The organism is Hydrococcus rivularis NIES-593 (assembly GCF_001904635.1).
Lineage (GTDB): Bacteria > Cyanobacteriota > Cyanobacteriia > Cyanobacteriales > Microcystaceae > Hydrococcus > Hydrococcus rivularis.
This window is the reverse complement of sequence record NZ_MRCB01000001.1, coordinates 304,597-328,521: the sequence shown is the minus strand read 5'-3', so window position 1 is coordinate 328,521 and position 23,925 is coordinate 304,597. Positions and strand designations below refer to the sequence as shown.

Below are 23,925 nucleotides of genomic sequence, written 5' to 3'. Positions count from 1 at the left end.
TAGAGCGAGATGTAAAGAAACATTACTGTTTCTGGGAATAAAAATATCAATTTCCTTAAGAACTAAAACCCACAAGCTCTCCTTGTTAGAGAATCGAGATTAGCTAGAGTTAAGAGTTTCGCCCCTCTAGATGATAACCCTCTTGCCGCATTTGGATCGTCAATAATGAACAGCAACAAACTGCCACCAAAACAGGGCTTATACGACCCACGATTCGAGCACGACGCTTGCGGTGTCGGCTTCATCGTACACATGAAGGGCAAGAAGTCGTACGAGATCGTGGAGCAGGGGTTGACCATTCTCGTAAACCTCGAACATCGCGGCGCGTGCGGTGCTGAGACGAACACGGGCGATGGAGCGGGCATTTTGATACAGGTGCCGCACAAATTCCTGAAAAAGGTGGCAGCAGCGGCAAACATCGCGCTGCCAGAAGCAGGTCAGTATGGGGTTGGGATGGTTTACGCTTCGCCCGATCGCACCACGCGCGAAAAGAGTCGGCGGCTGTTTGAAAAAATTGTAGCTCAAGAAGGTCAGCAGGTTCTGGGGTGGCGCGACGTGCCGACGGACAACTCGTCGCTGGGCAACACTGCGAAATCGAGCGAACCGTTCGTGCAGCAAGTATTCATAAAACGCGCTCCAGATCTCGTTGACGACTTAGCTTTCGAGCGGAAGCTCTATATTATCCGCAAGCGGGCACATACTGAAATCCGCGTGCCGCAGATAGATCCATACTGGTATCCATCGAGTCTCTCGTGCCGCACGATCGTTTACAAAGGAATGCTGATGCCAGTGCAGGTGGGGCAGTATTATCCCGACTTGCGCGATCGGGATCTAGAGAGCGCGTTGGCGTTAGTACATTCGCGCTTCAGCACGAATACCTTCCCTAGTTGGGAGCGATCGCACCCCTATCGCTACATCGCGCACAACGGCGAAATCAACACCCTGCGCGGCAACATCAACTGGATGCACGCGCGCCAGTCGCTCTTTCGATCGAAGTTGTTCGGCGACGATCTCAAGAAAGCTCAGCCAATCGTTAATCCCGACGGCAGCGACTCCGGCATTTTCGACAATGCTCTCGAACTGATGGTACTCTCAGGGCGATCGCTTCCCCACGCGATGATGATGGCGATCCCCGAACCGTGGACGGCGCACGAGTCGATGAGCGACGAGAAAAAAGCGTTCTATGAATATCACTCGTGCTTGATGGAACCCTGGGACGGACCCGCATCGGTTGCCTTCACCGACGGTACGGCGATCGGCGCGGTACTCGATCGCAACGGTCTGCGTCCGTCGCGCTACTACGTCACCAAGGACGATCTCGTCATTATGGCATCGGAGGCGGGGGTATTGCCGATCGAACCCGAACGAGTAGCGTTGAAAGGTCGCCTGCAACCCGGTCGGATGTTTCTGGTGAATATGGAAGAAGGTCGCATCGTCGCCGACGAGGAGCTGAAAAATAAAATTGCCACCGAGCATCCCTATCGCGAGTGGCTCGACAAATATATGGTCGAACTTGCCAAGCTAAAAGACGCGCCGGAGAGTAAAGACGGGTTTGAAAACTTGCCCTTACTACAACGCCAAATGGCTTTCGGTTACACCTTCGAGGAACTGCGCCTGCTGCTGACTCCGATGGCACGGGATGGCGTTGAGGCGGTCGGCGCGATGGGTGCGGATACGCCGCTGTCGGTTCTCTCGGATCGCCCCAAACTCCTTTACGATTACTTCCAGCAGTTGTTTGCCCAGGTAACCAACCCGCCGATCGACTCCATCCGCGAAGAAATCGTCACCTCGGCAGAGACGACAATCGGTTCCGAGCGCAACTTGCTCGAACCAGAACCAGCAAGCTGCCATCTCATCAAGCTAAAAACGCCGATCCTCAAAAACGAAGAACTGGCGAAGCTCAAGCACGTAGCCGAGGGCAATTTTAAATCCGTCGTCGTTTCGATTCTGTTCGATCCCCAGGAAGGCGCAAAAGGACTCGAAACGGTGATGGACGACATTTGCACTCAAGCCGATCGCGCGATCGCCGCCGGTGCGAATATCATCATCCTCAGCGATCGCGGCGTTAACCGAGATAAAGCTCCCATCCCCGCATTGCTTGCCGTTTCGGGACTGCATCACCACCTAATTCGATCGGGCACGCGTACGCGAGTCGGATTGGTACTCGAATCGGGCGAACCGCGCGAGGTGCATCATTTTGCCGTACTAATCGGCTATGGCTGCTGTGCCATCAATCCCTATCTCGCCTTCGAGACGATCAAGGCGATGATTCGCCAGGGATCGCTGCTCGGCATCGATCGCGAAACAGCCTATAAGAACTACATCAAAGCGGCGACCAAGGGGGTTATCAAGGTCGCCTCGAAGATTGGTATTTCCACCATTCAAAGCTATCGCGGCGCACAGATTTTCGAGGCGATCGGACTGAATCATTCGGTCGTTGACAAATACTTCACCTGGACTGCATCGCGCATCGAAGGGGCAGATCTCGAAGTCATTGCCAAAGAAGCGATTTTGCGGCATCGCCATGGGTTCCCAGATCGCGCGGTTAACGGTCATACCCTCGATGTCGGCGGCGAATATCAATGGCGCAAAGATGGCGAGGCACACCTGTTTAGCCCGCAGACCATCCACGCGCTGCAACGGGCAGTACGCGAGGGCAATTACGCACTTTACAAGCAATATGCGGCGCTCGTCAACGAACAAAATCAGCAATACTTCACGCTGCGCGGACTGCTGGAATTCAAGTCGCGCGAGCCAGTGGCGATCGAGGAAGTCGAGCCGATCGAGGCAATTATGAAGCGCTTTAAAACGGGCGCGATGAGCTACGGATCGATCTCGAAAGAGGCACACGAATCGCTCGCGATCGCAATGAATCGCATTGGCGGCAAATCCAATACGGGCGAAGGCGGCGAAGACCCCGAACGCTACATCTGGACGAACGAGCGCGGCGACTCGAAGAACAGCGCGATCAAACAGGTTGCCTCCGGTCGCTTCGGCGTTACGAGTTTGTATCTGTCCCAGGCGAAAGAAATCCAGATCAAGATGGCGCAGGGCGCGAAACCCGGCGAAGGCGGGCAGTTGCCCGGACGCAAAGTGTATCCGTGGATCGCTAAGGTGCGCCACTCGACCCCAGGAGTCGGTCTGATCTCGCCACCGCCGCACCACGACATCTACTCGATCGAAGACCTCGCCGAGTTGATCCACGACTTGAAGAATGCCAATCGCGAAGCCCGCATCAGCGTCAAGCTGGTGTCCGAGGTCGGCGTTGGTACGATCGCCGCCGGGGTTGCCAAAGCACATGCCGATGTGGTACTGATCTCCGGCTTCGACGGGGGCACGGGTGCGTCGCCGCAAACTTCTATCAAACATGCGGGGCTGCCTTGGGAACTGGGTGTCGCCGAGACGCATCAGACGCTAGTGCTCAATAACCTCCGCAGTCGCATCGTCGTCGAGACTGACGGACAGATGAAGACGGGTCGCGACGTAGCGATCGCAGCGCTGTTGGGTGCCGAAGAGTTTGGTTTTTCTACTGCGCCGTTAGTTACGTTGGGCTGCATCATGATGCGCGTGTGCCATCTCAATACCTGTCCGGTCGGCATTGCCACGCAAGATCCCCGACTGCGCGAAAAATTCACTGGCGATCCCGAATATACGGTGAACTTCATGAAGTTTATCGCTCAGGAAGTCCGGGAAATCATGGCGCAGCTCGGTTTCCGCACCATGGATGAAATGATCGGTCGCACCGACGTGCTGGAGCCGAAGAAAGCCGTCGATCATTGGAAAGCAAAGGGCTTGGACTTCTCGAAGATCCTCTATCAGCCGGAAGTTGGTTCGGAAGTCGGTCGCTACTGTCAGATCCCGCAGGATCGCGGACTGGAGAAATCGCTCGACATGACCGTACTACTGGATCTGTGCAAGAGCGCAATTGAAAGAGGCGAACCCGTCAAAGCTACGCTGCCGATTAAGAACGTCAACCGCGTCGTCGGCACGATCCTCGGCAACGAAATTAGTAAGCGTCACTGGGACGGACTGCCAGAGGACACCGTACACCTCCATTTCCAAGGCAGCGCGGGTCAAAGCTTCGGCGCGTTTGTGCCCAAGGGCGTTACCCTCGAACTCGAAGGCGATGCGAACGACTACCTGGGTAAGGGTCTCAGCGGCGGTAAAATTATCGTTTATCCGCCAGCGGGTTCTACATTTGTGCCACAGGAAAATATCATCATTGGCAACGTTACCTTTTACGGCGCGACGAGCGGCGAGGCTTATATCTGTGGCGTAGCGGGCGAGCGTTTCTGCGTTCGCAACTCCGGAGTAAGCGCGGTCGTCGAAGGGGTTGGCGATCACGGCTGCGAATACATGACTGGTGGCAGAGTCGTCGTGCTTGGCGCGACCGGACGCAACTTCGCAGCGGGCATGAGTGGCGGCGTAGCCTATATACTCGATGAAACGGGCGACTTCGCAACGCGCTGCAATCAGCAGATGGCAGATCTCGAAACCCTCGATGCTGAGGACATCGATACCGTTTACCAGATGATTCAGAAGCACGCCGACTACACTAAGAGCCAGAAGGCACTCGCAGTCCTCGCACAGTGGGAAGAAATGGTGCCGAGGTTCGTCAAAGTGATGCCGAGGGACTACAAGCGCGTGTTGCAAGCAATTAAGAATGCACTTGCCTCTGGTTTGAGCGGCGACGACGCGCTTGCGGCAGCCTTTGAAGAAAACGCCCGCGACGTTGCGCGTATCGGTGGTAGTTAGGCTTTCTAACTCCTGACTTCTGATTTCTTCAATTAAGATAAGATACGATTATGGGAAAACCAACAGGCTTTATCGAATATCTCCGCGAAGTCGCATTAGAAATCTCGCCGAGCGATCGCCCAATAGCGCATAAAAAATTAAATTAAAAATATTGGGAGGCGATCGCGTAAACTATGAGTCCGTCAATTCTAAAAGCAAAACAATACATAGAAGAACAGGAGGGGTGCTACCGCATTATCGGAAAGCGCGTTTCTCTAGATTCAATCGTCTATGCTTTTCTAGCGGGACAATCGCCTGAAAGCATCGTTCAGTCATTCCCCGTACTGACACTAGAAGAAGTTTATGGCGCGATCGCTTTTTATCTCGCCAATCGCCCAACCATTGATGCTTATTTATCTGAAGGACAGCAACTTTTTGAAACGCTAAGACAGCAAGCTAGAGAAAACAATGCGTTGCTCTATCAAAAGCTGTACGGCATTCAAAACAGTTCGTCATGAAAATTCGCTTCCAAGCAGACTCAGATCTTAACCAAGCGATCGTGACGGGCATTCTCAGGCGCGAGCCAACAGTTGATTTCCAGACATCAAACGTAGCAAATTTAAGTGGCTTAAGCGATTTGGAAGTCCTGACCTTTGTAGCACGAGAAAGTAGAGTCCTCGTTTCACACGACCAGAGAACCATGCCAAGATACTTTGCTGAATTTATCGTCACTCAAACCAGTCCTGGTGTAATTATTGTCTTACAAAGCTTGCCAATTGGCGAAGCAATAAATAGTCTAATCAAAATATGGCAGACATCGGAAGCAGAAAACTGGGTTAACCGCATTGCCTATTTACCTATTTGAGTCCGATCTCCTCATCATTGTTTTTTACACTAACGTCTAATACCATTTTTCATTCATTAATGACAGAGATAGTCGATCGCCCTCACCCCCAACCCCTCTCCCTATTTGGGAGAGGGGAGAAGAATGTCGATCGCGAAAACCTGAAAATTGGTATAACGTCCCCCACACAGTCCAAAATCCTAACGCTAAAATTGCTTGAGAGAACACTATGGGAAAACCAACAGGCTTTATCGAATATCTCCGCGAAGTCGCATTAGAAATCTCGCCGAGCGATCGCATTCGCAACTGGGATGAATTCCACCTGCCCATGCCGGAGGAGAAACTTCGCCAACAAGGCGCGCGCTGTATGGACTGCGGCACGCCGTTTTGTCACACTGGCACGGTCATCAACGGTATGGCAAGCGGGTGCCCGATTAATAATCTAATCCCCGAATGGAACGACCTCGTTTATCGCGGACTCTGGCGCGAAGCGCTCGATCGCCTGCATAAGACCAATAACTTTCCCGAATTCACCGGGCGTGTCTGTCCGGCGCCGTGCGAAGGCTCGTGCGTGCTTGGCATCAACAATCCGCCCGTCACGATCGAGAACATTGAATACTCGATCGTCGAAAGAGGCTGGGATGAGGGCTGGATCGAACCGATTCCGCCGACCAAGCGCACGGGCAAAAAAGTCGCCGTCGTCGGTTCCGGTCCTGCGGGTCTATGCGCCGCCGCCCAACTCAACACGGCGGGTCATTGGGTGACTGTGTTTGAACGCGCCGACCGTCCGGGCGGACTGCTCATGTACGGCATCCCCAACATGAAGCTGGACAAGGAGAAAGTCGTCTTGCGTCGCCTCAAAGTCCTCGAAGAAGAAGGCGTGAAGTTCGTCTGCAACACCGAGGTCGGCAAAGACCTGCCCGCCGAGAATCTGCTTAAGGAATTCGATGCCGTTATTCTCTGTACTGGCGCTACCAGACCGCGCAACCTCCCTATCGAAGGGCGGCAGTTGAAGGGCATCCACTTTGCCATGGAGTTCCTGAGTGAAAACACCAAAGCAATTCTAGACAGATACAAGAATGGCAGCTTCATTTCTGCCGAAGGTAAGGATGTGGTCATTATCGGCGGCGGCGACACGGGCACCGACTGCGTTGGCACTTCCATTCGCCACGGTTGCAAGAGCCTCGCGCAACTGGAAATCCTTCCCAAACCGCCGTCGGAACGAGCAGCAGACAATCCTTGGCCCGAATGGCCCAAGATTTATCGGATGGACTACGGACAGGAGGAAGCCGCTGCTAAGTTCGGCGGCGACCCGCGCGTCTATCTCACCACGGCGACGAAGTTTGAAGGCGATGAAACCGGACATGTCAAAGCCGTCCATACCGTACAGATACAGTGGGAAAAAAATGACAAAGGGCAGTTCGTTCCCCAACCCATTCCCGGCACTGAAAAAATCTTGCCCGCACAGCTCGTCCTGCTTGCCATGGGCTTTCTCGGTCCCGAACAACCGTTACTCGATGCTCTGGGACTCGATCGCGATGCGCGTAGCAACGTAAAAGCCGACCACGGTAAATATGCCACCAGTATCCCCGGCGTTTTCGCTGCTGGTGACTGCCGTCGCGGTCAGAGCTTGGTCGTTTGGGCTTTCAACGAAGGTCGCGGTGCCGCCCGCGAGTGCGACCTCTACCTCATGGGCAGTACGGACTTACCTTAACCTGAGTTCGATGATAGTGTTTTCAAGCGATCGAGGCAAGAGGGGAAGGGGCTTCGCCCCAGGGAAAAGGGGAAACTTTCATACGTCTTTTCCATGCACCCTCTTGCCCTTTCCCCATTCCTAAATGCCTCTTGAACCAGTCTGTCGAACTCACGTTACCTTAAATCCGATCCCAATTTGAAAAATGATGGCGACAAATAGATAGTTCAAACCCTAATGAGAACGGTCTTTCACAATCTAAAATCCGCCGTTCTCCTTGAAGCGGTTCAAGGAGCGTGCGGCGGCTTCGCCAAAATCTAAAATCCAAAATGGTATGAGTTTGGTAAGATTTTAAGTTCCCTTCGAGCTTCTAGGAGCCGATCTTTTTGATGCGGGTTTCCTTTGCCTAACGTTTTTCTTAGTCTGAGTTGGTTCTTTCACCCCTTTGTTCAATTGCCAAGCAAGGGCATTGAGAATGAGTTTCCCATAGCCAGCACAATTTTCTCGATAGTTTTCTTGCTCGGCGATGGTCGTTGCCAGTTTTTCTAAGGTTTTGGCAAATCGCTTGTCTTGAACTAACTCTTGCTCCTCCGCTGTTAGGGGTCGCGTTTTCTCCAGCACCGAGAGGATTATCGGGAAGTAGGGTTCGGCTTCCTGGGCTATCTGTTGAACGGCTAGTTGCAGCTTGACGAGTTCGATAATCTCTTGTGCTCCTTGAACGATGGGAGGCAATTGGCGAGAATTTGGTAAAATCTTAGTTTCTCTTAAGTGAGAGCTATCCGGCGGAACGTAAACAATATTGTCCTGAGTTAATCCGTCGGGAAATTCGTCGGCTGCTATTTCGCCTTTTTCCCACATTTGCTGGGCAATTTCTAAAGCTTTGGCTCGATTTTTTGGGGTATCTCCTCCTTTTGCCGCTACTTCAATGAGGATGCCTTCTTGAGAGGTTAAGGGTTTGGAGAGATCGCTAACAGCTACGAAATGGGCGACTGATGTCATTCTTGCCATGTTGTTTTTCTAGTAATTAGACAATTGTCGCTAGATAAATATTCTAAACTTTTGTATGTTGTCTTTTCGATCGCGCTTATCATGTCCAACCACGTCCCAACCATTCTCGCCCTAGATTTTGACGGCGTTATCTGCGATGGGTTAGTTGAATATTTCCAAACGACAAAACGAACTTATCATCAAATTTGGACTTCAGAGAAACAAACGATAAACGACGATTTAGCTCCTACGTTTTATCGCCTGCGTCCGGTTATCGAAACGGGTTGGGAAATGCCAATTTTATTACGAGCATTAGTTTTAGAAATTTCTGAAGAGACAATTCTCCAAAATTGGTCAATTATTGCGCGAAAAATTCTCGAATCCGAACGACTCGATCCCAAAGAAGTGAGTCAAAAGCTAGATAGAATTCGAGATGAATGGATCGCTTCAGATTTAGAAGGTTGGTTAGCCCTGCATCGTTTTTATACCGGAGTTATCGATAGAATTGCCCGCATGCTCAATTCTTCAGTCCAATTTTATATCGTAACGACTAAAGAAAGTCGTTTCGTGAAAAAATTATTGCAGCAACAGGGAATAGACTTACCAGAAAAGACAATTTTTGGCAAAGAATACAAACGTCCCAAATACGAAATCCTACGACAATTACTTGAAATCAATTCAGCTAGTCCGGTCAATCTTTGGTTCGTAGAAGATCGCTTAGAAGCGCTTGAATTAGTTCGCCAGCAACCCGATCTACAAACAACAAAATTATATTTAGCAGATTGGGGATATAACACCCAACAAACAAGAGAATCTATTCGCGATCGCCAAGACATTAAACTTCTCTCATTAGCGCAATTTAGTCAAGACTTTTCTGCTTGGTATTAAATCTTACTAAACTCGAATGGCATAGATTTAATGCACTAATTTCATCGCCAAAGAGATTTGGTATCAATAACTACTGGTTATCTTGGCAAGCTTTTCTAAGCTTGAAAGTGGCGATTTAGAAACGAAATAGCAACGCTGCCTCGCCAAACAGATTTTTTTCAAACTTCCTTGCTAAATATGAATCGATCGCAATGTCTGGGTAAAGTCTATTTAGTTGGTGCGGGACCGGGAGATCCGGGATTGCTCACCCTCAAAGGAAAAGTTCTATTAGAACATGCCGATGTCGTCATCTACGACGCACTCGTCAGTCCAGAAATTTTAGCGATCGTCAATCCCTACGCCGAAAAAATCGATGCCGGAAAGCGGCGCGGTCGTCACTCGCTTTTGCAGCAAGAAACAACGCAATTGTTGATAGAGAAAGCCCAAAATAATGCCGTCGTCGTGCGTTTGAAAGGGGGCGATCCGTTTATCTTCGGTCGCGGCGGCGAAGAAATGGAAGATTTGGTCAAGGCAGGAGTTCGAGTAGAAGTCATTCCTGGCGTCACTTCTGGCATCGCTGCCCCTGCCTATGAGGGAATTCCGCTGACCCATCGCAATTACAGTTCTTCGGTCACTTTCGTTACCGGACACGAAGCCAATGAAAAATATCGTCCCCAAATTAACTGGGACGCGATCGCTCGCGGTTCGGAAACAATCGTCATCTACATGGGAATTCACAACCTAACCAATATCATTGTACAGGTGGTGGCTGCCGGACGAAGCCTAGATACTCCAGTCGCCCTCATCCGTTGGGGAACCCGACCCGACCGAGAAACGTTAGTTGGCACCTTAGAGACAATCGCCCAACAAGTTGAAGAGACTGGGTTTGAAGCCCCTGCGATCGCTGTTATCGGCAACGTTGTCAATCTATATGGCGTGTTGCCCGCCCATCAATTTTGATCAAAAATCTGGGTAGTCTTTCCTAACTACCCAGTTCTTTAAATTATTAGCTTAAGCAAGAAATACAAATCTTTGTTCCCTCATCCCTAAATTTCTTCTCCCACAAGGGGCGAAGGGACTTCACTCCAAAGTTTTAAGTTGAGAGACCCTCTCCCGCTCTGGGAGAGGGGTTGGGGTGAGGGCGATTTGAGTTTTGTCACTCAACCAGGCTTAAACACCCACAGCTTTTTTGATAGAAGCAGCCAACTCGCCCTTAGCATACTTAGCTGCATACTCATCAAGCGTCATCTGCTTAATCTTGCTAGCGTTGCCAGCAGTACCGAATGCTTGATAACGTTCCGCACAAACTTTCTGCATATATTTGATCGAAGGCTTGAGGAAGTGACGGGGATCAAACTCTTTAGGAGCTTTTGCCAGTGCTTCGCGAACTGCGGCAGTGATTGCCAAGCGGTTATCGGTGTCGATATTGACCTTACGAACGCCGCTCTTGATTCCTTTTTGAATTTCTTCAATGGGTACGCCGTAGGTTTCGGGGATAGCACCGCCGTACTGGTTGATCAGGTCGATCAGGTCTTGGGGTACGGAGGAGGAACCGTGCATTACCAAGTGAGTGTTGGGCAAGCGGCTGTGAATTTCTTCAATGCGGCTGATTGCCAGAATTTCACCCGTCGGCTTGCGAGAGAATTTGTAAGCACCGTGGCTGGTACCGATCGCAACTGCAAGAGCATCAACTTGGGTTTGCTCTACGAAGTCAACCGCTTGATCGGGATCGGTGAGCAGTTGGTCGTGAGAGAGTTTCCCTTCAAAACCGTGACCGTCTTCTTTGTCACCCATACCAGTTTCTAGAGAACCCAAGCAACCGAGTTCGCCTTCTACGCTGACACCGATCGAGTGAGCAACTTTCACGACTTCGCGAGTGACGTTGACGTTGTACTCATAGCTAGCGGGAGTTTTAGCATCGGCTTCCAAAGAGCCGTCCATCATGACGCTGGTGAAACCGTTACGAATAGCTGAGTAGCAAGTCGCTGGTTCGTTGCCATGGTCTTGGTGCATGACAATGGGAATGTGGGGATAGGTTTCTACGGCAGCTAAAATCAGATGGCGCAGAAAGTTTTCTCCAGCATAGGAGCGAGCGCCGCGAGAAGCTTGTAAAATTACCGGGCTATCGGTTTCATGGGCAGCTTTCATGATTGCTTGAATCTGCTCCATGTTGTTAACGTTGTAAGCTGGAATACCGTATCCATTTTCAGCCGCGTGATCCAAAAGCAGCCGCATTGGTACGAGCGCCATAGATGTCCTCCTATTCTATTTTGAGTTGTTAGCTACTTACGTTGTTTAAGAAAGTCAGTTCTATTATTTGTTAATCTTAAGATAGTTTTCACATTTTGACGAACCGTTTTTATTTTGAATAATATCTGCACATTATTCTCGTTTTGTCAATAGAAACTGTACGGGCGGGTTTGAGGTTATCGCTATCGAATTAGATTGGTTACCCGAACAATTAACCAACTAAACCCGAACGGAGAGCGCGAACGGCAGCTTGAGTGCGATCGTCGGCACTTAATTTCGTCAAGATTTTGCGAACGTGAGTTTTGACAGTACCAAGGGTAATAAAGAGCCTTTGAGCAATTTCGGCATTGCTGTATCCATCGACGATCAGTTGCAAGACTTCTAATTCTCGCTCGGTTAGAGGGTCGGTTGTAGAAATTTGGCTACCTTGAGAAACGGTTTTAGCTTTCTTCGCTTGAGACAAAACGATGCGAGCGATCGCCGGATCGATCCAAGAATTTCCTTCCCAAGTCGCTTTTATTGCCTCTAGCAATAACTCCGTCCTCGTATCTTTCATGCAATAAGAATCTGCACCAGCCGCAAAAGCCGCTAGCACTTCGTTTTCGCTGTCGCGCAAGGTCAAAATTAAGATTTTGGTTGGGGCTTCCTCGTCGGCGGACTGAGATTGTTTAAACTGCTTGGTCAGTTCGATCCCATTGATATCTGGCAGTCCTATATCAACAATCGCAATATCCGGCCGGAGCCTTTGCAATAATTGAAGTCCTTCGCTTCCATTGACTGCTTCGCCAACCCATTCTATATCATCGCGCTGTTTTAGGGCAGTTTTCAGCCCTATCTGCGCTAGTTCGTCGTCTTCAATCAAAGCAACGCGAATCTTACTCATTCTACGATCCTAATTCCGATTGGCTCGTTAAGAGATTGGCTAATACCATTTTTCATTCATTAATGACACAGATAGTCGATCGCCCTCACCCCCAACCCCTCTCCCTATTTGGGAGAGGGGAGAAGAATGTCGATCGCGAAAACCTGAAAATTGGTAGAATCCTCTATCTAAAATCCGTCCCTCCTACTTACTTAAAAAACGGGGAAAAATCCCTTCATCGAATTCCCGCTCGCTAATGAAAAGGTTCGATCCAACCGCAAGACAGGGCGAGATCGAGAACGAGACGAGCAATGGCAAAACAAAAAACACTCTCAACTCCTAAGGCAGTGGGCAACCAAACACCTAGAACCAAATAGTCGGATGTTTCTATTGATGCTAATCCTCGCACTAACCCAAAAGCAAGAACCGCTCCGTCTTTGAGATGAGAATTGCCATCGTTGCGAATGATATAGCGATAGGTAACGCCAAACAGAAAACCGCTCAAAAGCGCGATCGCCACCTTTACCGCCAACTCTACCCCAACAGAAACTTGCAGTTGAGCGAGACTTTCGACTCGGACGGCTAGAACCAGGCTATTAACTAACGCGGCGATAAAATAAGCAAACGCAAAAGCGATCGCGCCTAATCCTCCTGCTTTACAGGATTCGATTCGTTCTGCCGCTGAGACTGCCACCAATTCTCCCTCCAAAAGACGACCGAATGGAAGTATCATAATTTTTGTAATGATTTATGCAGTTGTTTAAAAAGACAGATACAAACATGGATATTTTGGCATTAGGTTGGGTGACTGTTCTAGTACTATTCACTTGGTCAATTGCTATGGTTGTTTGGGGTCGTAACGGTTTCTAGTACGGTGGAAACAACTTCTATCCTCAATTTACTCTTCTTATTCGCGCTGGTTTTATTAGTCTTGGTTAGCGGCGGCATCCTCTACTTGACTACCGTAGAGTGGCGCGATCGCCGCCGTCAAGACAAAGATAAAAAAATGGGACGTTAGTTAGTGGTTAGCAGTTGGTAGTCGAATAACTAACTACTAACTAACAACAATTATCGCAATGACCGCAGCGAAATCCAGTTGCCTGTGTGGTAAACCCAAAAGCATTGAGTAAAAACTGCCAGCGACACCTGCGCGTCGTCAGATATTGCCTCATCAACAATTGCGGCTGTCGCTGAAGACGATCTCGGGCGGGAAAAGAGGAAGATTGACTCGGATTGAGCTGATAGTGAAAGGGGTCTAACCATTCCAATCGACCCGCACTATGCAGCAGCGAAAGGGCAATTTCTCCCTCTGGAAACTGTCGCGCGATCGCGTCTATTGTTCCCCGATTGGGGATTTTTTTAACAAGTTGTTGCGCTTGTCGATATTGCTGTTGCGATCGCAATAAAAAATAGCGATCGCGTTGTTTATCCTGGGGATCTAACCATCCTGTCGGTTCGCTTATCAAAGTTAGCGCATCCGTCGCTTGTCCGTCCCGTCCGCCTCGACCGACTTCTTGCAGGTATTCTGAAAGCAATAGCGGAGGGTGAAAATGGATGACCCAACGCACGTCGGGTTTATCGATCCCCATGCCAAAAGCGCTGGTACAAACCACAAATAGCCTATTTCCCGTCAGCCAACTTGTTTCGATCGCGCGTCGTTCTTGGGGACTCAATCCCGCATGGTAAGCCGCAGTTGGGTAATTTAACGAGTTTAGCCATTGGGCTAAAGCTTCGCTATCTCGGCGGGTACGGACATAAATTAATCCCGCTTGTTTCTCTTTCCTTCGTACAAATTTTAACAGTCGCTCGCGGCGGCATTTCGGAGTCCAGACGATCTTGACTTGAAGATTGAGGTTGTTTCTGTAAGGACTGGTTAGAAAGCATTCGGGTTGCCTCAGTTGTAGCGTTTCGCTAATAATTTTCTGGGCAGTTAAGTCCGCTGTTGCCGTAAACGCCGCGATCGCAATTTTTGTCCCAGACGGTTTAGACTTAAGTAAGGCAGGTCGCACCGCACCTAAGCGGCGATAGGCGGGTCGAAAATTTTCTCCCCATTGAACCAGACAATGGGCTTCATCGACAATCAAACCGTTAATTTTTAGTAGGGGGTGAGACAATCTTTCCCAGACGGGCGGACTTAATAGCGTTTCTGGGGAGAGGTAAAGCAATTTGAGTTGTTGTCTTTCTATTTCCTGTAAGGTTTGCCTTCGTTGAGTTCGCGGTAACTCATTATGCAATAAGGCTACCCGAAGACGGCGCGATCGCAAGTCTTGCACCTGATTTTCCATCAACGCTACCAAGGGAGAAACGACCAAAGTCAATCCAGTTTGCAACAAAGCTGGCAGTTGAAAACAAATCGATTTTCCCCCGCCAGTAGGTAAAATTATCAGAGCATCTTTTGATGCCAACAGCACGCGAATAATTTCTGCTTGAGGCGGGCGAAAATCTTCATAGCCCCAAATTTGTTGGAAAGTCCTGTGGATTTGCTGCCAGTCAAGAGCAGAATCGTTCATCAAAATCTGCCGAAATAACAGCTATTGTATAGAATGCCTATAGTGGCAGCAAGGCTTGGGGAAACTTCGGCTAAAATTTAATAGGCTCAATCCAGGATAAACAATGCCCAATCCCGGAGATCTCATCGGCGGGCGCTACCAAATCTTAAACGAATTAGGAAGCGGCGGATTTGGTACGACCTATCTAGCAAAAGATATGGAACTGCCTAATAAACCTAAGTGCGTTGTCAAACAACTCCAACCTAGGTTTAATAGCCGTGCCCTGTGGCAGAATGCCAAAGAGCGCTTCGGAACGGAGGCGATGGTTTTGCGTCGTCTTGGCAATCACGATCAAATTCCTCAATTAATAGCACATTTTGAAGAGAATGAGGAATTCTACCTAGTTCAAGAATTTATTGACGGAGAAGAACTCAGAAAAGAAGTCTGTCGCAAACCCTTTCATGAAACCCAGGTTATTGAATTTCTCAGAGACGTTCTACAAGTCTTAGATTTCGTCCATCAGCAGGGAGTGATTCACCGCGATATCAAACCCTCTAACCTGATTCGGCGGCAGTCTGATGGCAAGATAGTCTTAATTGACTTTGGGGCAGTTAAAGAAATCGGAACTCTCTCCTTTAACGCCGAGACGCAAACCTTGATGACCAGCGTCATCGGAACACCAGGTTACATGGCGCCCGAACAGCAGAACGGACGACCGTTTTTTAGCAGCGATATCTATGCTTTGGGAAGAACGGCTATCTATGCTTTAACGGGTCAGTCGCCGATGGAGTTAGAAGACACGGAAACGGGCGACCTGACCAACTGGGATAAGCATGTCTCCGTCAGTCCGAAGCTAGCAGCTATTCTCAACAAAATGATCCGTCCCAAATATTCGGAACGCTATCATTCTGTTGCTGAGGTTCTGCGCGACCTAGAACCTTTGCTGAAAATCGGACAAACGGTCGGAGGACGCTACAAGATCGTCGGATTTTTGGGCGGAGGGCGTTGGAGTTATACTTATGTAGCCGAAAACTTGTGGCGCAAATATCAATCGCCCTGCGTCATCAAACAACTCAAGTCCCAAGGAACCGCCGATGCAGTTATCGTTCGAGAAGCAGAACGTCGTTTCTCGACCGAACTGACAGTTTTAGAAAAATTGGGCGACCATCCTCAAATTCCCAAACTGTTGGATCATTTTGAGGAAGACGAAGAATTTTATCTCGTTCAAGCTTTTATTGACGGCAAGGATCTCGGTCACGAGATCTTACCGGGCAAGCGGTGGAGTGAAGACAAAGTGATTGCCCTGCTGCAAGATGTCTTGGAAATCCTAGACTTTATTCATAAAAATCGCGTTATCCACCGCGACATTAAGCCTTCTAATTTAATTCGACGGCGTTCGGACGACAAAATCGTGCTGATCGATTTTGGCGTAGTTAAAGAAATTGTCAGCGCCACCTCTGAAAAAAGCGGTTTTGGCAGTTCTACTCAACCGATAGGAACGGAAGGCTATATGCCTCCCGAACAAATGGCAGGCAGACCCGCATTTGGTAGCGATATTTATGCTTTAGGAATGACGGCAATTCAAGCGCTAACGGGCATCTATCCAGACCAGTTCGATACCAATCCCCAAACGGGCGAAATCATCTGGCAAGAAGGCGTACAAATCGATCCCAGGCTGGCAAAAATCTTGAATAAGATGATATGTATCGATTTAGCTGCCCGCTATCAATCAGCCGCCGAAATTTTAAAAGATCTGAAAAAAATTGGCAGAAACCTCAGACCTAAACTAATTAAAACAAATACCAACAATCGAATTAGTCTATCGACTAGACCGCCCTGGGTAAGGTCGCTAATTGGAATGATACTTATTCCGGGAGGGATTGGCGGTTTCTTATTTTTCCTGGTTTATGTCATTCAAGTTACCCAAACCGCGTTTCTGTTCCGACAAGCCGATCTAAAATTACGTTCCCAAGATTATCTATCGGCAATTAACTATTATGAGGATGGCTTGCAAAATCCGCCTCCTTTTTCTGGTGCTTTGCTTAACTTTGAAAAAGCTTGGATCCAAAAAGCATTTGCCCTAAGCGCTTTGAAACGGTACAATGACATGCTGCAATCTTGCGAAGCGGCGATCGCACTCAAGAAAGAAAGCGTGTATGGCTGGATTTGTAAGGGATCGGCTCTCGATGGCTTAGAAAGATATCAAGACTCCATTCAGGCTTATGGGAAAGCGATTTCTATCGATCCAAGTTCTTTTGAAGCTTGGCACAATCGCGGTCATTCTTATCTAAAACTGGGGAAAAAAGATGATGCGATCGCTAACTTTAACCAAGCCATTGCAGTCGGTCAAGGCAAAAATTTTGTGACTTGGAACGACATGGGAAAAATGTACTTTCAATACAAGGAATACGAAAAAGCGCGCGAATCTTATCAAGAATCGATTAAAGTAAAACCGGATTATTTACCCGCTTGGATCGGGTTGGGAAACGTACAAACTGTATTAAAAGAATATGAAGAAGCCATAAAATCTTTTAACGAAGCCCTCGAAATTAACGATGAAGCCTTTGAAGCTTGGTATGGAAAGGGCAGGGCAGAAGAAGGATTGCGGCGGTACGAAGAAGCGGTTAGATCTTATGAAAGGGCAATTTTTATTAAGCCGAATTATCAACCCGCGATCGATGCCCGTCAACGAGTCATTGGTCAAATGAGATAACATTAGAAATCTTGGTTTGTCAGATAATTTTGTTATGATTGACAGAATAAAATAGCTCGGCAAGCAACCAATGACTAAGGCGATCGCAATTCTGCATCTTTCCGATATCCATATGGGAAGTGGTTTTTCCCACGGTCGCATTAATCCCAAAACGGGTTTGAACACACGCTTAGAAGATTTTGTCAATACCTTAAGCCAATGCATCGATCGCGCCATTAACCAACCCGTAGATCTGGTGTTATTTGGGGGAGATGCTTTTCCCGATGCCACGCCGCCGCCTTACGTTCAAGAAGCTTTTGCCTGCCAGTTTCGCCGCTTGGCAGATGCCAAGATCCCGACAGTTTTGCTGGTAGGAAACCACGACCAGCATTCTCAAGGCAATGGAGGTGCGAGTTTGTCTATTTATCGCACCTTAGCCGTCCCCGGATTTATTGTCGGAGACAGCATCAAGACTCACCGCATCGCGACTCGCAACGGCGAGATACAAGTGATTACCCTTCCTTGGTTAACTCGTTCGACACTGCTGACGCGTCCAGAAACCGAAGGATTATCGCTTGCCGAAGTCAACGATTTATTAATTAAAAAACTCGAACCCGTTTTAGAAGCGGAAATTCGCCAACTCGATCGCACGATTCCAACCGTTTTATTAGGTCATTTGATGGTAGACCGCGCTAATCTGGGAGCAGAACGTTTTTTAGCCGTTGGGAAAGGTTTTACGATTCCCATTTCCCTGCTCATCCGTCCCGAATTCGATTATGTGGCATTAGGTCACGTTCACAAACACCAAAATCTCAATCCATCCAACGATCCCCCCATTATTTATCCTGGCAGCATCGAACGGGTTGATTTTAGCGAAGAGAAAGAAGAGAAAGGGTACGTCTCAATCGAAATTGCCAAAGGAAAAGTTACTTGGGAATTTTGTCCCTTGCCCGCGCGTCCCTTCTGTACGATTGAAGTGGATGCTTCAGAAAAAGACGATCCGCAGGCTGCAATTTTAAACGCTATTGCCAAAAAAAAGATCGAAAATGCTGTTGTGCGACTGATTTATAAAATTCGTTCCGAACAGCTAGATGCGATCGATAATGGGGCAATTCAAGAAGCACTTAAATCAGCCCATAGCTATACTATCCGCCCGGAATTAGTCAGTCAATTAGCTCGCCCTCGCCTGCCCGAATTAGGGGTTGGCACCAGTCTCGATCCCATCGAAGCTTTAAAAACTTATCTCACCAGTCGAGACGACCTCAAAGATATTATGCCCGATCTTCTAGAAGCCGCACAGAGTTTACTCGATAGCGATCGCGACAGTTGGCTGGAGACAGAAGAAGAAAAAGGGACAAAAACTCAATTAACCCTAGAAATCGGCGAGTAACTACTCGCTGGTTGCTGATTTAATCATCTTCCCATTCTTCATGAGCGAGTAGATCGATAACCGGATCTCTGAGTAGATAGCCATTTTTTTCTAATTCATACTCGACGCAGATCCATTCGCGAGGAGGAATAAACTGACAGAGAACATAAATTGGCTGTTGGCGATCGACGACACCGCTTTCGACTAATTGACGCGCTTCATCTTTGATCGCGTCGATGGAGTAAGAAAAAATTGTTTGCATAGATGACTTACCCCCTCACTTTTATTTTGCTGGCGATCGCCTCCAAGCTGCGATCGTATCTCTCTACTTTCACTATAGACAAAAATAGAGACAAAAACTTGAAAAACCTATAAAGACTTATGACGCTAAAAGCTTTGAAAATTCAGGATTTAGAATCGGTTCTGCCAATAGACTTTCCTCACAAAGCCAAGACAATTTTCACGGATTCTCAGCTTTTATTTTCTAATATCAAATCCGTTTAATTAGCCATAATATGTAGTGCGACCAACAGGAGTCGCGAGCGGGACTTGTTATTGTGGTCGTTCAACCGGATTTGATATAAGAGATCGAACGAGTATTTTTTCTTCCAAGCTTTAGTTAAGTATCAACTATTTTTGGCTATTTATGCTCTTCTTTTCTAGACTAATAACCTAGCTTGAAGTTATTCTAGATTCGCTTGCGATCGCCGATTTGGTGACCTTTTACTAAATTATCCAGTTCTTGACTTTTTTCTGTCTTAATAATATCTGCCAGTTTACCCCAATAGGAGCAATACTTTGTCCGCGATCAAGCGATTTTCATCTCTTTTATTTGTTCTTTACTGTGCCTATCTCCTCAAAACAGCATTAGGCATTAATTTGAGTCAAACCTATAGCGCGCCAACCGTATTCAAAATCCCGCTAAAAACTATCGATCGCACGGTAAAAATTAAGAAAATTTATCGTCATGCTCGGACGAAACCTGCCGTCTTAAATACTCAGGATGAGAAAAAAGCTCCTAAAGAGATTTCATAGCCTGAATTGGTCTCTATAATAATCTAATCGAAGAATTTTTATTTAGACTCTAGTTTTTCGGAAACTTTATTAATCAGCCAACTTAGAATTGCCCCAAGAAATAAGATTCCAAGAGCCGGATTGAACAGCGGTTGCCAAAGCTTATACCAAATGTCAAAACCGAGGGGAACGCCGAGATAATGACCGACAACCGCGATCGCAAACCACAAAAAACCAAAGATGACTAGAAAAACATCTGCGACTAATAAACGATTTAACCAAGTTAGAAATTGCTCTTTCATAATTGAAAATAGAAGTTTGTTTTAGATTATAAAGTGGTGGATAAAAACCTTTCGTATCCTTCTTTTAATTTTCTCTTTCCATTATTTTCGATAATGCTTCCATGAGCCATAATTACTCTGTCAAAATCCCAACAAAGTATTTGTCCAATCGTACATTTGACCTTATCGGTTTCTCGCGTAGCAAACTTTTCTAATAACGAGGGTTCTAGCTTTTTATAGCCTCCCATGAATCTGAAAGCTAGCTGAGTTTTTAAGGAGAAGCTTTCATCGAAATGATAGGCTGTATCTGTCAGTATCAAAGTCTGGCTTTCTCGATGAAAAAACACAATTTCGTTTAATGCCGACGATCCAATTAAATCAAAAAATTTGAATCCCTCAAACAACAAGTATTCAACTTCATCGGCGTTGCCAACTTTGCCGTTATATAGGATCTTGTCAATAGGAATATCTGGTCTCTTAGATTCTAGACCTGGGGCAGCCCATACTTTTGCATGGAAATAAATGGCTTTAAATTCAGTAACAAAAAGGTGATGATAGAGATTTGGGGCAATAATCGCAGTAACCTTGCCTATCTCATTAATTTGATGAATGGTTCTCTCATCGACTTTAATTGGAGAGATGACGATTACCTCGCCATTTGCCAGCCGAATGACAGTCATTCGCGTACCGACTTCAAATCCCCAGAACCTTAGTGGTTGTTCGCCAACCCAGATGTTTCGATCGATTTCTCTCAACATAGCGATCGCACTAAACAAAATTCAGATAATATCAATTCGTCATTCAAGCTGACAATATTTGTTCTGCCGTTAGTTTTAGATTTGGAAAAGTTTGAGAAACGAGCGATTGGTTTCCTCTAAACTCAGTTATTTTATAAAACTGACACCTTATTTTCGAAAGGGTCAACAATCCAGTATTCAGAAATCCCTATTGTTTGATATTCAATTGCCTTTCGCTGATAGTCTCGCTCAACCGATTCAGGACTAACGACTTCAACGACTAAAGGAGGAGGAGATTGAAGTTCGTGTTTGCCCGTCGCTGGAGGCTTTTCTAATAATAGACCGTCCTCAAGTTCGTAACGTTTATCGGTTCCGTCGTCGTAAGTAAGATATTGCTCAAAAGTCAACCGTTTGGATTTAACAACCATAGAAATAGCCTCTTAGTATAATGCCATTTTGAACTAAAGTTTTGGCTTTTGAATCAATTAGGAGATCGAGTACTCAGTTTCAACGCTACTAACTCGATAAACAAAGAGATTTGATTTGACTTTGCCAAGCCGCTAAATCTGCCAAAGCGCGATCGCGATATTTGCTGTATCTTTCCTGTTTGTTGCGAATTCGTGCGGGCAACTCCGGTAAAATGCCAAAATTCGGCGGCATGGGTTGAAAATGTTTCGGGGAGGCAGAACTGATAAATTCAAATAACGCTCCCATCATCGTTGTCGCAGGCATGGAGACGGGTTCTAATCCCAACGCTATTCGCGCCGCATTCGTTCCCGCCAACCAACCTCCTGCGGCAGCAGCGGTATAGCCTTCCGTTCCGATCAGTTGACCTGCGGCTAATAACGTCCTTCTGGATTTAAATTGCAAGGTGGGAGAGAGTAACTGGGGAGAATTAATAAACGTATTGCGGTGCATGACTCCCATGCGGACAAATTCCGCATTTTCCAACCCAGGAATTAATCGGAAGACTCGCTTCTGTTCTCCCCAGCGCAAATTGGTTTGAAAGCCAACCATATTCCACAACTGACCCGCTTTATCTTCTTGGCGCAGTTGAACTACTGCGTAAGGACGCTTCGATTGATTGTGGGGATCGCGAAAATCGCCGAAGCGAGAGTCAAAAATCCCTACGGGTTTGAGAGGGCCGTAGCGCATGGTATCTTCTCCGCGTCGCGCCAACTCTTCGATAGGGAGACAGCCTTCAAAGAATTTGGCGTTTTCGCGCTCAAAATCTTTCAATTGTGCTTGTTCGGCGTTACACAGTTCTTGCCAGAAGTGCAGATACTCCTCTCGATTCATGGGACAGTTGAGATAGGCGGCTTCTCCTTTGTCGTAACGGGAAGCGAGAAAGGCAATATCTCGATCGATCGATTCTCCCACGACAATGGGACTGGCTGCATCAAAAAAGCTCATATACTCCATTCCGGTAAAGCGCTGCAAGTCTTCTGCTAGGGCCGGACTGGTAAGGGGTCCAGTGGTGAGGACGATTATGCCTTCTCCGGGAATCTCTGCGATCTCTTGGCGGCGGAGTTCGATTAAAGGGTGATTTGCCAGGGTTTCGGTTAACTCGCGGCTAAATACGGCGCGATCGACCGCTAAAGCACCGCCAGCGGGAACGGCGTGTTTATCTGCGGTGCGGATGACAATGGAACCGAGGCGGCGTAATTCTTCGTGGAGTAAACCCGCCGCGCGATCGCTTTGATTTGCCCCAAAGGAATTGCTACAAACTAACTCTGCTAATTCTTCTGTATGGTGTGCGGGACTCATCCGAACCGGACGCATTTCATATAATACGACCGGAACCCCTGCTTGAGCAATTTGCCAAGCAGCTTCCGTTCCTGCCAATCCCCCACCAATAACTTGAATTTTTTGATCGGTCATCTAATAGCCAAAATTCTCTTGAGTTTTTCTATCTATAACGATCCTATTTGAATTCTGAATGTAGTGCTAGCGTTCTACTCGCGCGGACATTATTCCGTAGGTAATTTTTTTTAGCGTAGTGCGATCGCGATCGAATCGATTCTCTTAAATGGGTTAATAATTGAGATAAATAAAAACGAGTTCTCTGACTTCAAGTCAGACCTATCGTTATGTCACGAGTTGCTCTAGTCACGGGGGCTGCAAGCGGGATCGGTCGCGCTTGTGCCAAAAAACTTGCTCAACTAGACATCAAAGTTGTCATTGCAGACCTCGATCCAGATAAGGGAAAGGCGGTAGCTGCTGAGTTGAATGGTAGCTTTGTCAGTGCCGACCTAAGCAAGCGCGAAGATTGTCAAAAAGCAGTTACAGAAGCGATCGCGCGCTACGGTCAACTGGATATCCTAATCAACAATGCAGGTTTCCAGCACATCAACCCGATTCCCGATTTCCCAGAAGATACCTGGAAGAAAATGATCGCGCTAATGCTGACGGCTCCCTTTTTACTAACCAAATACGCTTGGTCTTATCTAATTAAATCGGGGCATGGGCGGATCGTCAACATCGGCAGCGTCCATAGCTTAACTGCCAGTCCCTTCAAAGTCGGTTACGTTACAGCTAAACACGGTCTTGTCGGCTTCACGAAAGTTGTCGCCTTGGAGGGAGGCGAACATGGTTTGACTTGTAATACTATCTGTCCGGCTTACGTGCGAACGCCCTTAGTCGAGAAACAAATCGCGGATCAAGCCCGCACTCGCGGCATTCCGCCCGAAGAAGTAGAAGAAAAGGTGTTGTTGCAAAAAACTGCCATCAAAAAACTCCTCGAACCCGAAGATGTCGCCAATTATGTGGCTTTTTTATGTTCCCAGGAAGCTTGGGCGATTACTGGTTCGGTACAGGCGATCGATATGGCTTGGACAGCACATTAGTAGGACTTGCGAGCAAGAAATTAATAAAAATTAGCTAGTTGCCGATCAAAAAAGATTAAATTAACAGGAAGCCTGAATTTTTTGCGTTTCAAATTCGCCATCTGATTCTAGCTATTTTAAGCGCTTAAATTCGGCTTCTTTATTAATTTCAAAAGATTCTTTAAAACTCCGTTCAAGTTTAATCTGGAACAGTTTCTCTGAAAATTTATCGAATTATTCACAAAGTTTTGCTATCTTTGGCTCTACCTTACACCTGCATC

General features: G+C 47.5%; 24 protein-coding genes. 14 read left to right on the top strand and 10 right to left on the bottom strand.

Annotated features, from left to right (window positions below; all coding sequences use genetic code 11):
• Positions 1 to 165 precede the first annotated feature (165 nt).
• The 5 genes from gltB to gltD all read left to right on the top strand — a co-directional run bounded on the left by gltB (position 166) and on the right by gltD (position 7,292).
• Positions 166 to 4,755: a glutamate synthase large subunit gene (gene gltB / locus NIES593_RS01465; RefSeq protein WP_073597879.1), complete on the top strand. Its 4,590-nt coding sequence runs from the start codon at positions 166 to 168 to the stop codon at positions 4,753 to 4,755.
• Positions 4,756 to 4,928: 173 nt separating this feature from the next.
• Positions 4,929 to 5,252, top strand: a complete 324-nt coding sequence (locus NIES593_RS01460) for a DUF433 domain-containing protein (RefSeq protein WP_073597878.1) — start codon at positions 4,929 to 4,931, stop codon at positions 5,250 to 5,252.
• Positions 5,249 to 5,599 (top strand): DUF5615 family PIN-like protein, encoded by a 351-nt coding sequence (locus NIES593_RS01455; RefSeq protein WP_073597877.1) that lies wholly within the window; start codon positions 5,249 to 5,251, stop codon positions 5,597 to 5,599. The genes NIES593_RS01460 and NIES593_RS01455 overlap by 4 nt, the downstream gene beginning before the upstream one ends.
• Before the next feature lie 59 nt (positions 5,600 to 5,658).
• Positions 5,659 to 5,856 (top strand): hypothetical protein, encoded by a 198-nt coding sequence (locus NIES593_RS23375; protein ID WP_139253599.1) that lies wholly within the window; start codon positions 5,659 to 5,661, stop codon positions 5,854 to 5,856.
• A complete protein-coding gene (gene gltD, locus NIES593_RS01450; protein WP_073597876.1) occupies positions 5,808 to 7,292 on the top strand; it encodes a glutamate synthase small subunit in 1,485 nt (494 codons plus the stop codon). The genes NIES593_RS23375 and gltD overlap by 49 nt, the downstream gene beginning before the upstream one ends.
• A gap of 330 nt (positions 7,293 to 7,622) precedes the next feature.
• Here the strand turns inward: gltD and NIES593_RS01445 are convergent, their stop codons facing one another.
• Complete coding sequence (locus NIES593_RS01445; RefSeq protein ID WP_073597875.1) at positions 7,623 to 8,279, bottom strand: hypothetical protein; 657 nt, start codon at positions 8,277 to 8,279, stop codon at positions 7,623 to 7,625.
• Between the two features lie 81 nt (positions 8,280 to 8,360).
• On the opposite strand from NIES593_RS01445, the gene NIES593_RS01440 reads away from it, so the two are divergent.
• Both NIES593_RS01440 and cobA read left to right on the top strand, forming a co-directional pair.
• On the top strand, positions 8,361 to 9,146 hold the full coding sequence (locus tag NIES593_RS01440) for an HAD family hydrolase (RefSeq protein ID WP_073597874.1): 786 nt from the start codon (positions 8,361 to 8,363) through the stop codon (positions 9,144 to 9,146).
• Between the two features lie 177 nt (positions 9,147 to 9,323).
• Positions 9,324 to 10,085 carry a uroporphyrinogen-III C-methyltransferase gene (gene cobA, locus NIES593_RS01435; protein WP_073597873.1) on the top strand — a complete coding sequence of 254 codons (762 nt, stop codon included), beginning with the start codon at positions 9,324 to 9,326 and terminating at the stop codon, positions 10,083 to 10,085.
• Between the two features lie 210 nt (positions 10,086 to 10,295).
• On the opposite strand, the gene fba is transcribed toward cobA, so the two are convergent.
• Positions 10,296 to 11,375 carry a class II fructose-bisphosphate aldolase gene (gene fba, locus NIES593_RS01430; protein ID WP_015146024.1) on the bottom strand — a complete coding sequence of 360 codons (1,080 nt, stop codon included), beginning with the start codon at positions 11,373 to 11,375 and terminating at the stop codon, positions 10,296 to 10,298.
• 211 nt (positions 11,376 to 11,586) lie between these two features.
• Positions 11,587 to 12,258: a response regulator gene (locus tag NIES593_RS01425; RefSeq protein ID WP_073597872.1), complete on the bottom strand. Its 672-nt coding sequence runs from the start codon at positions 12,256 to 12,258 to the stop codon at positions 11,587 to 11,589.
• A 62-nt stretch (positions 12,259 to 12,320) separates the two neighbouring features.
• Here NIES593_RS01425 and NIES593_RS23855 point away from each other — a divergent pair, with 62 nt between their 5' ends.
• Positions 12,321 to 12,494 carry a hypothetical protein gene (locus NIES593_RS23855; protein WP_175561002.1) on the top strand — a complete coding sequence of 58 codons (174 nt, stop codon included), beginning with the start codon at positions 12,321 to 12,323 and terminating at the stop codon, positions 12,492 to 12,494.
• Here NIES593_RS23855 and NIES593_RS01420 read toward each other — a convergent pair.
• The gene (locus NIES593_RS01420) at positions 12,491 to 12,970 is read right to left on the bottom strand and encodes a hypothetical protein (RefSeq protein WP_073597871.1); all 480 of its coding nucleotides are present in this window, start codon (positions 12,968 to 12,970) and stop codon (positions 12,491 to 12,493) included. The two genes, NIES593_RS23855 and NIES593_RS01420, sit on opposite strands and share 4 nt — an antisense overlap.
• A 47-nt stretch (positions 12,971 to 13,017) precedes the next feature.
• Between NIES593_RS01420 and petN the strand changes: the two genes are divergently transcribed.
• Positions 13,018 to 13,107, top strand: a complete 90-nt coding sequence (gene petN / locus NIES593_RS01415) for a cytochrome b6-f complex subunit PetN (protein WP_015146021.1) — start codon at positions 13,018 to 13,020, stop codon at positions 13,105 to 13,107.
• Positions 13,073 to 13,255 (top strand): hypothetical protein, encoded by a 183-nt coding sequence (locus tag NIES593_RS23850; protein WP_217651790.1) that lies wholly within the window; start codon positions 13,073 to 13,075, stop codon positions 13,253 to 13,255. Before petN ends, NIES593_RS23850 begins: the two co-directional genes overlap by 35 nt.
• Positions 13,256 to 13,295: 40 nt before the next feature.
• Here the strand turns inward: NIES593_RS23850 and NIES593_RS01410 are convergent, their stop codons facing one another.
• Positions 13,296 to 14,747 carry a RecQ family ATP-dependent DNA helicase gene (locus tag NIES593_RS01410; protein ID WP_073597870.1) on the bottom strand — a complete coding sequence of 484 codons (1,452 nt, stop codon included), beginning with the start codon at positions 14,745 to 14,747 and terminating at the stop codon, positions 13,296 to 13,298.
• 103 nt (positions 14,748 to 14,850) lie between these two features.
• On the opposite strand from NIES593_RS01410, the gene NIES593_RS01405 reads away from it, so the two are divergent.
• Together NIES593_RS01405 and sbcD are read left to right on the top strand one after the other, a co-directional pair.
• Entirely contained in the window at positions 14,851 to 17,439 is a 2,589-nt protein-coding gene (locus tag NIES593_RS01405; protein ID WP_073597869.1) for a protein kinase domain-containing protein, read from the top strand.
• A 70-nt stretch (positions 17,440 to 17,509) separates the two neighbouring features.
• The gene (gene sbcD / locus NIES593_RS01400) at positions 17,510 to 18,808 is read left to right on the top strand and encodes an exonuclease subunit SbcD (RefSeq protein WP_073597868.1); all 1,299 of its coding nucleotides are present in this window, start codon (positions 17,510 to 17,512) and stop codon (positions 18,806 to 18,808) included.
• A 19-nt stretch (positions 18,809 to 18,827) separates the two neighbouring features.
• On the opposite strand, the gene NIES593_RS01395 is transcribed toward sbcD, so the two are convergent.
• Entirely contained in the window at positions 18,828 to 19,049 is a 222-nt protein-coding gene (locus tag NIES593_RS01395; RefSeq protein WP_073597867.1) for a DUF4327 family protein, read from the bottom strand.
• Positions 19,050 to 19,585: 536 nt separating this feature from the next.
• Between NIES593_RS01395 and NIES593_RS01390 the strand changes: the two genes are divergently transcribed.
• Positions 19,586 to 19,822 (top strand): hypothetical protein, encoded by a 237-nt coding sequence (locus NIES593_RS01390; RefSeq protein WP_073597866.1) that lies wholly within the window; start codon positions 19,586 to 19,588, stop codon positions 19,820 to 19,822.
• Between the two features lie 38 nt (positions 19,823 to 19,860).
• On the opposite strand, the gene NIES593_RS01385 is transcribed toward NIES593_RS01390, so the two are convergent.
• From NIES593_RS01385 to trmFO, 4 genes are all read right to left on the bottom strand, one after another.
• A complete protein-coding gene (locus NIES593_RS01385; protein WP_073597865.1) occupies positions 19,861 to 20,103 on the bottom strand; it encodes a hypothetical protein in 243 nt (80 codons plus the stop codon).
• Between the two features lie 26 nt (positions 20,104 to 20,129).
• Positions 20,130 to 20,840 (bottom strand): DUF4336 domain-containing protein, encoded by a 711-nt coding sequence (locus NIES593_RS01380; protein WP_073597864.1) that lies wholly within the window; start codon positions 20,838 to 20,840, stop codon positions 20,130 to 20,132.
• Between the two features lie 131 nt (positions 20,841 to 20,971).
• Positions 20,972 to 21,247, bottom strand: a complete 276-nt coding sequence (locus NIES593_RS01375) for a Uma2 family endonuclease (RefSeq protein WP_073597863.1) — start codon at positions 21,245 to 21,247, stop codon at positions 20,972 to 20,974.
• An 88-nt stretch (positions 21,248 to 21,335) separates the two neighbouring features.
• Positions 21,336 to 22,700: an FADH(2)-oxidizing methylenetetrahydrofolate--tRNA-(uracil(54)-C(5))-methyltransferase TrmFO gene (gene trmFO, locus NIES593_RS01370; protein WP_073597862.1), complete on the bottom strand. Its 1,365-nt coding sequence runs from the start codon at positions 22,698 to 22,700 to the stop codon at positions 21,336 to 21,338.
• 209 nt (positions 22,701 to 22,909) lie between these two features.
• On the opposite strand from trmFO, the gene NIES593_RS01365 reads away from it, so the two are divergent.
• Positions 22,910 to 23,665: a 3-hydroxybutyrate dehydrogenase gene (locus NIES593_RS01365; RefSeq protein WP_073597861.1), complete on the top strand. Its 756-nt coding sequence runs from the start codon at positions 22,910 to 22,912 to the stop codon at positions 23,663 to 23,665.
• The last annotated feature ends 260 nt before the right edge of the window (positions 23,666 to 23,925 follow it).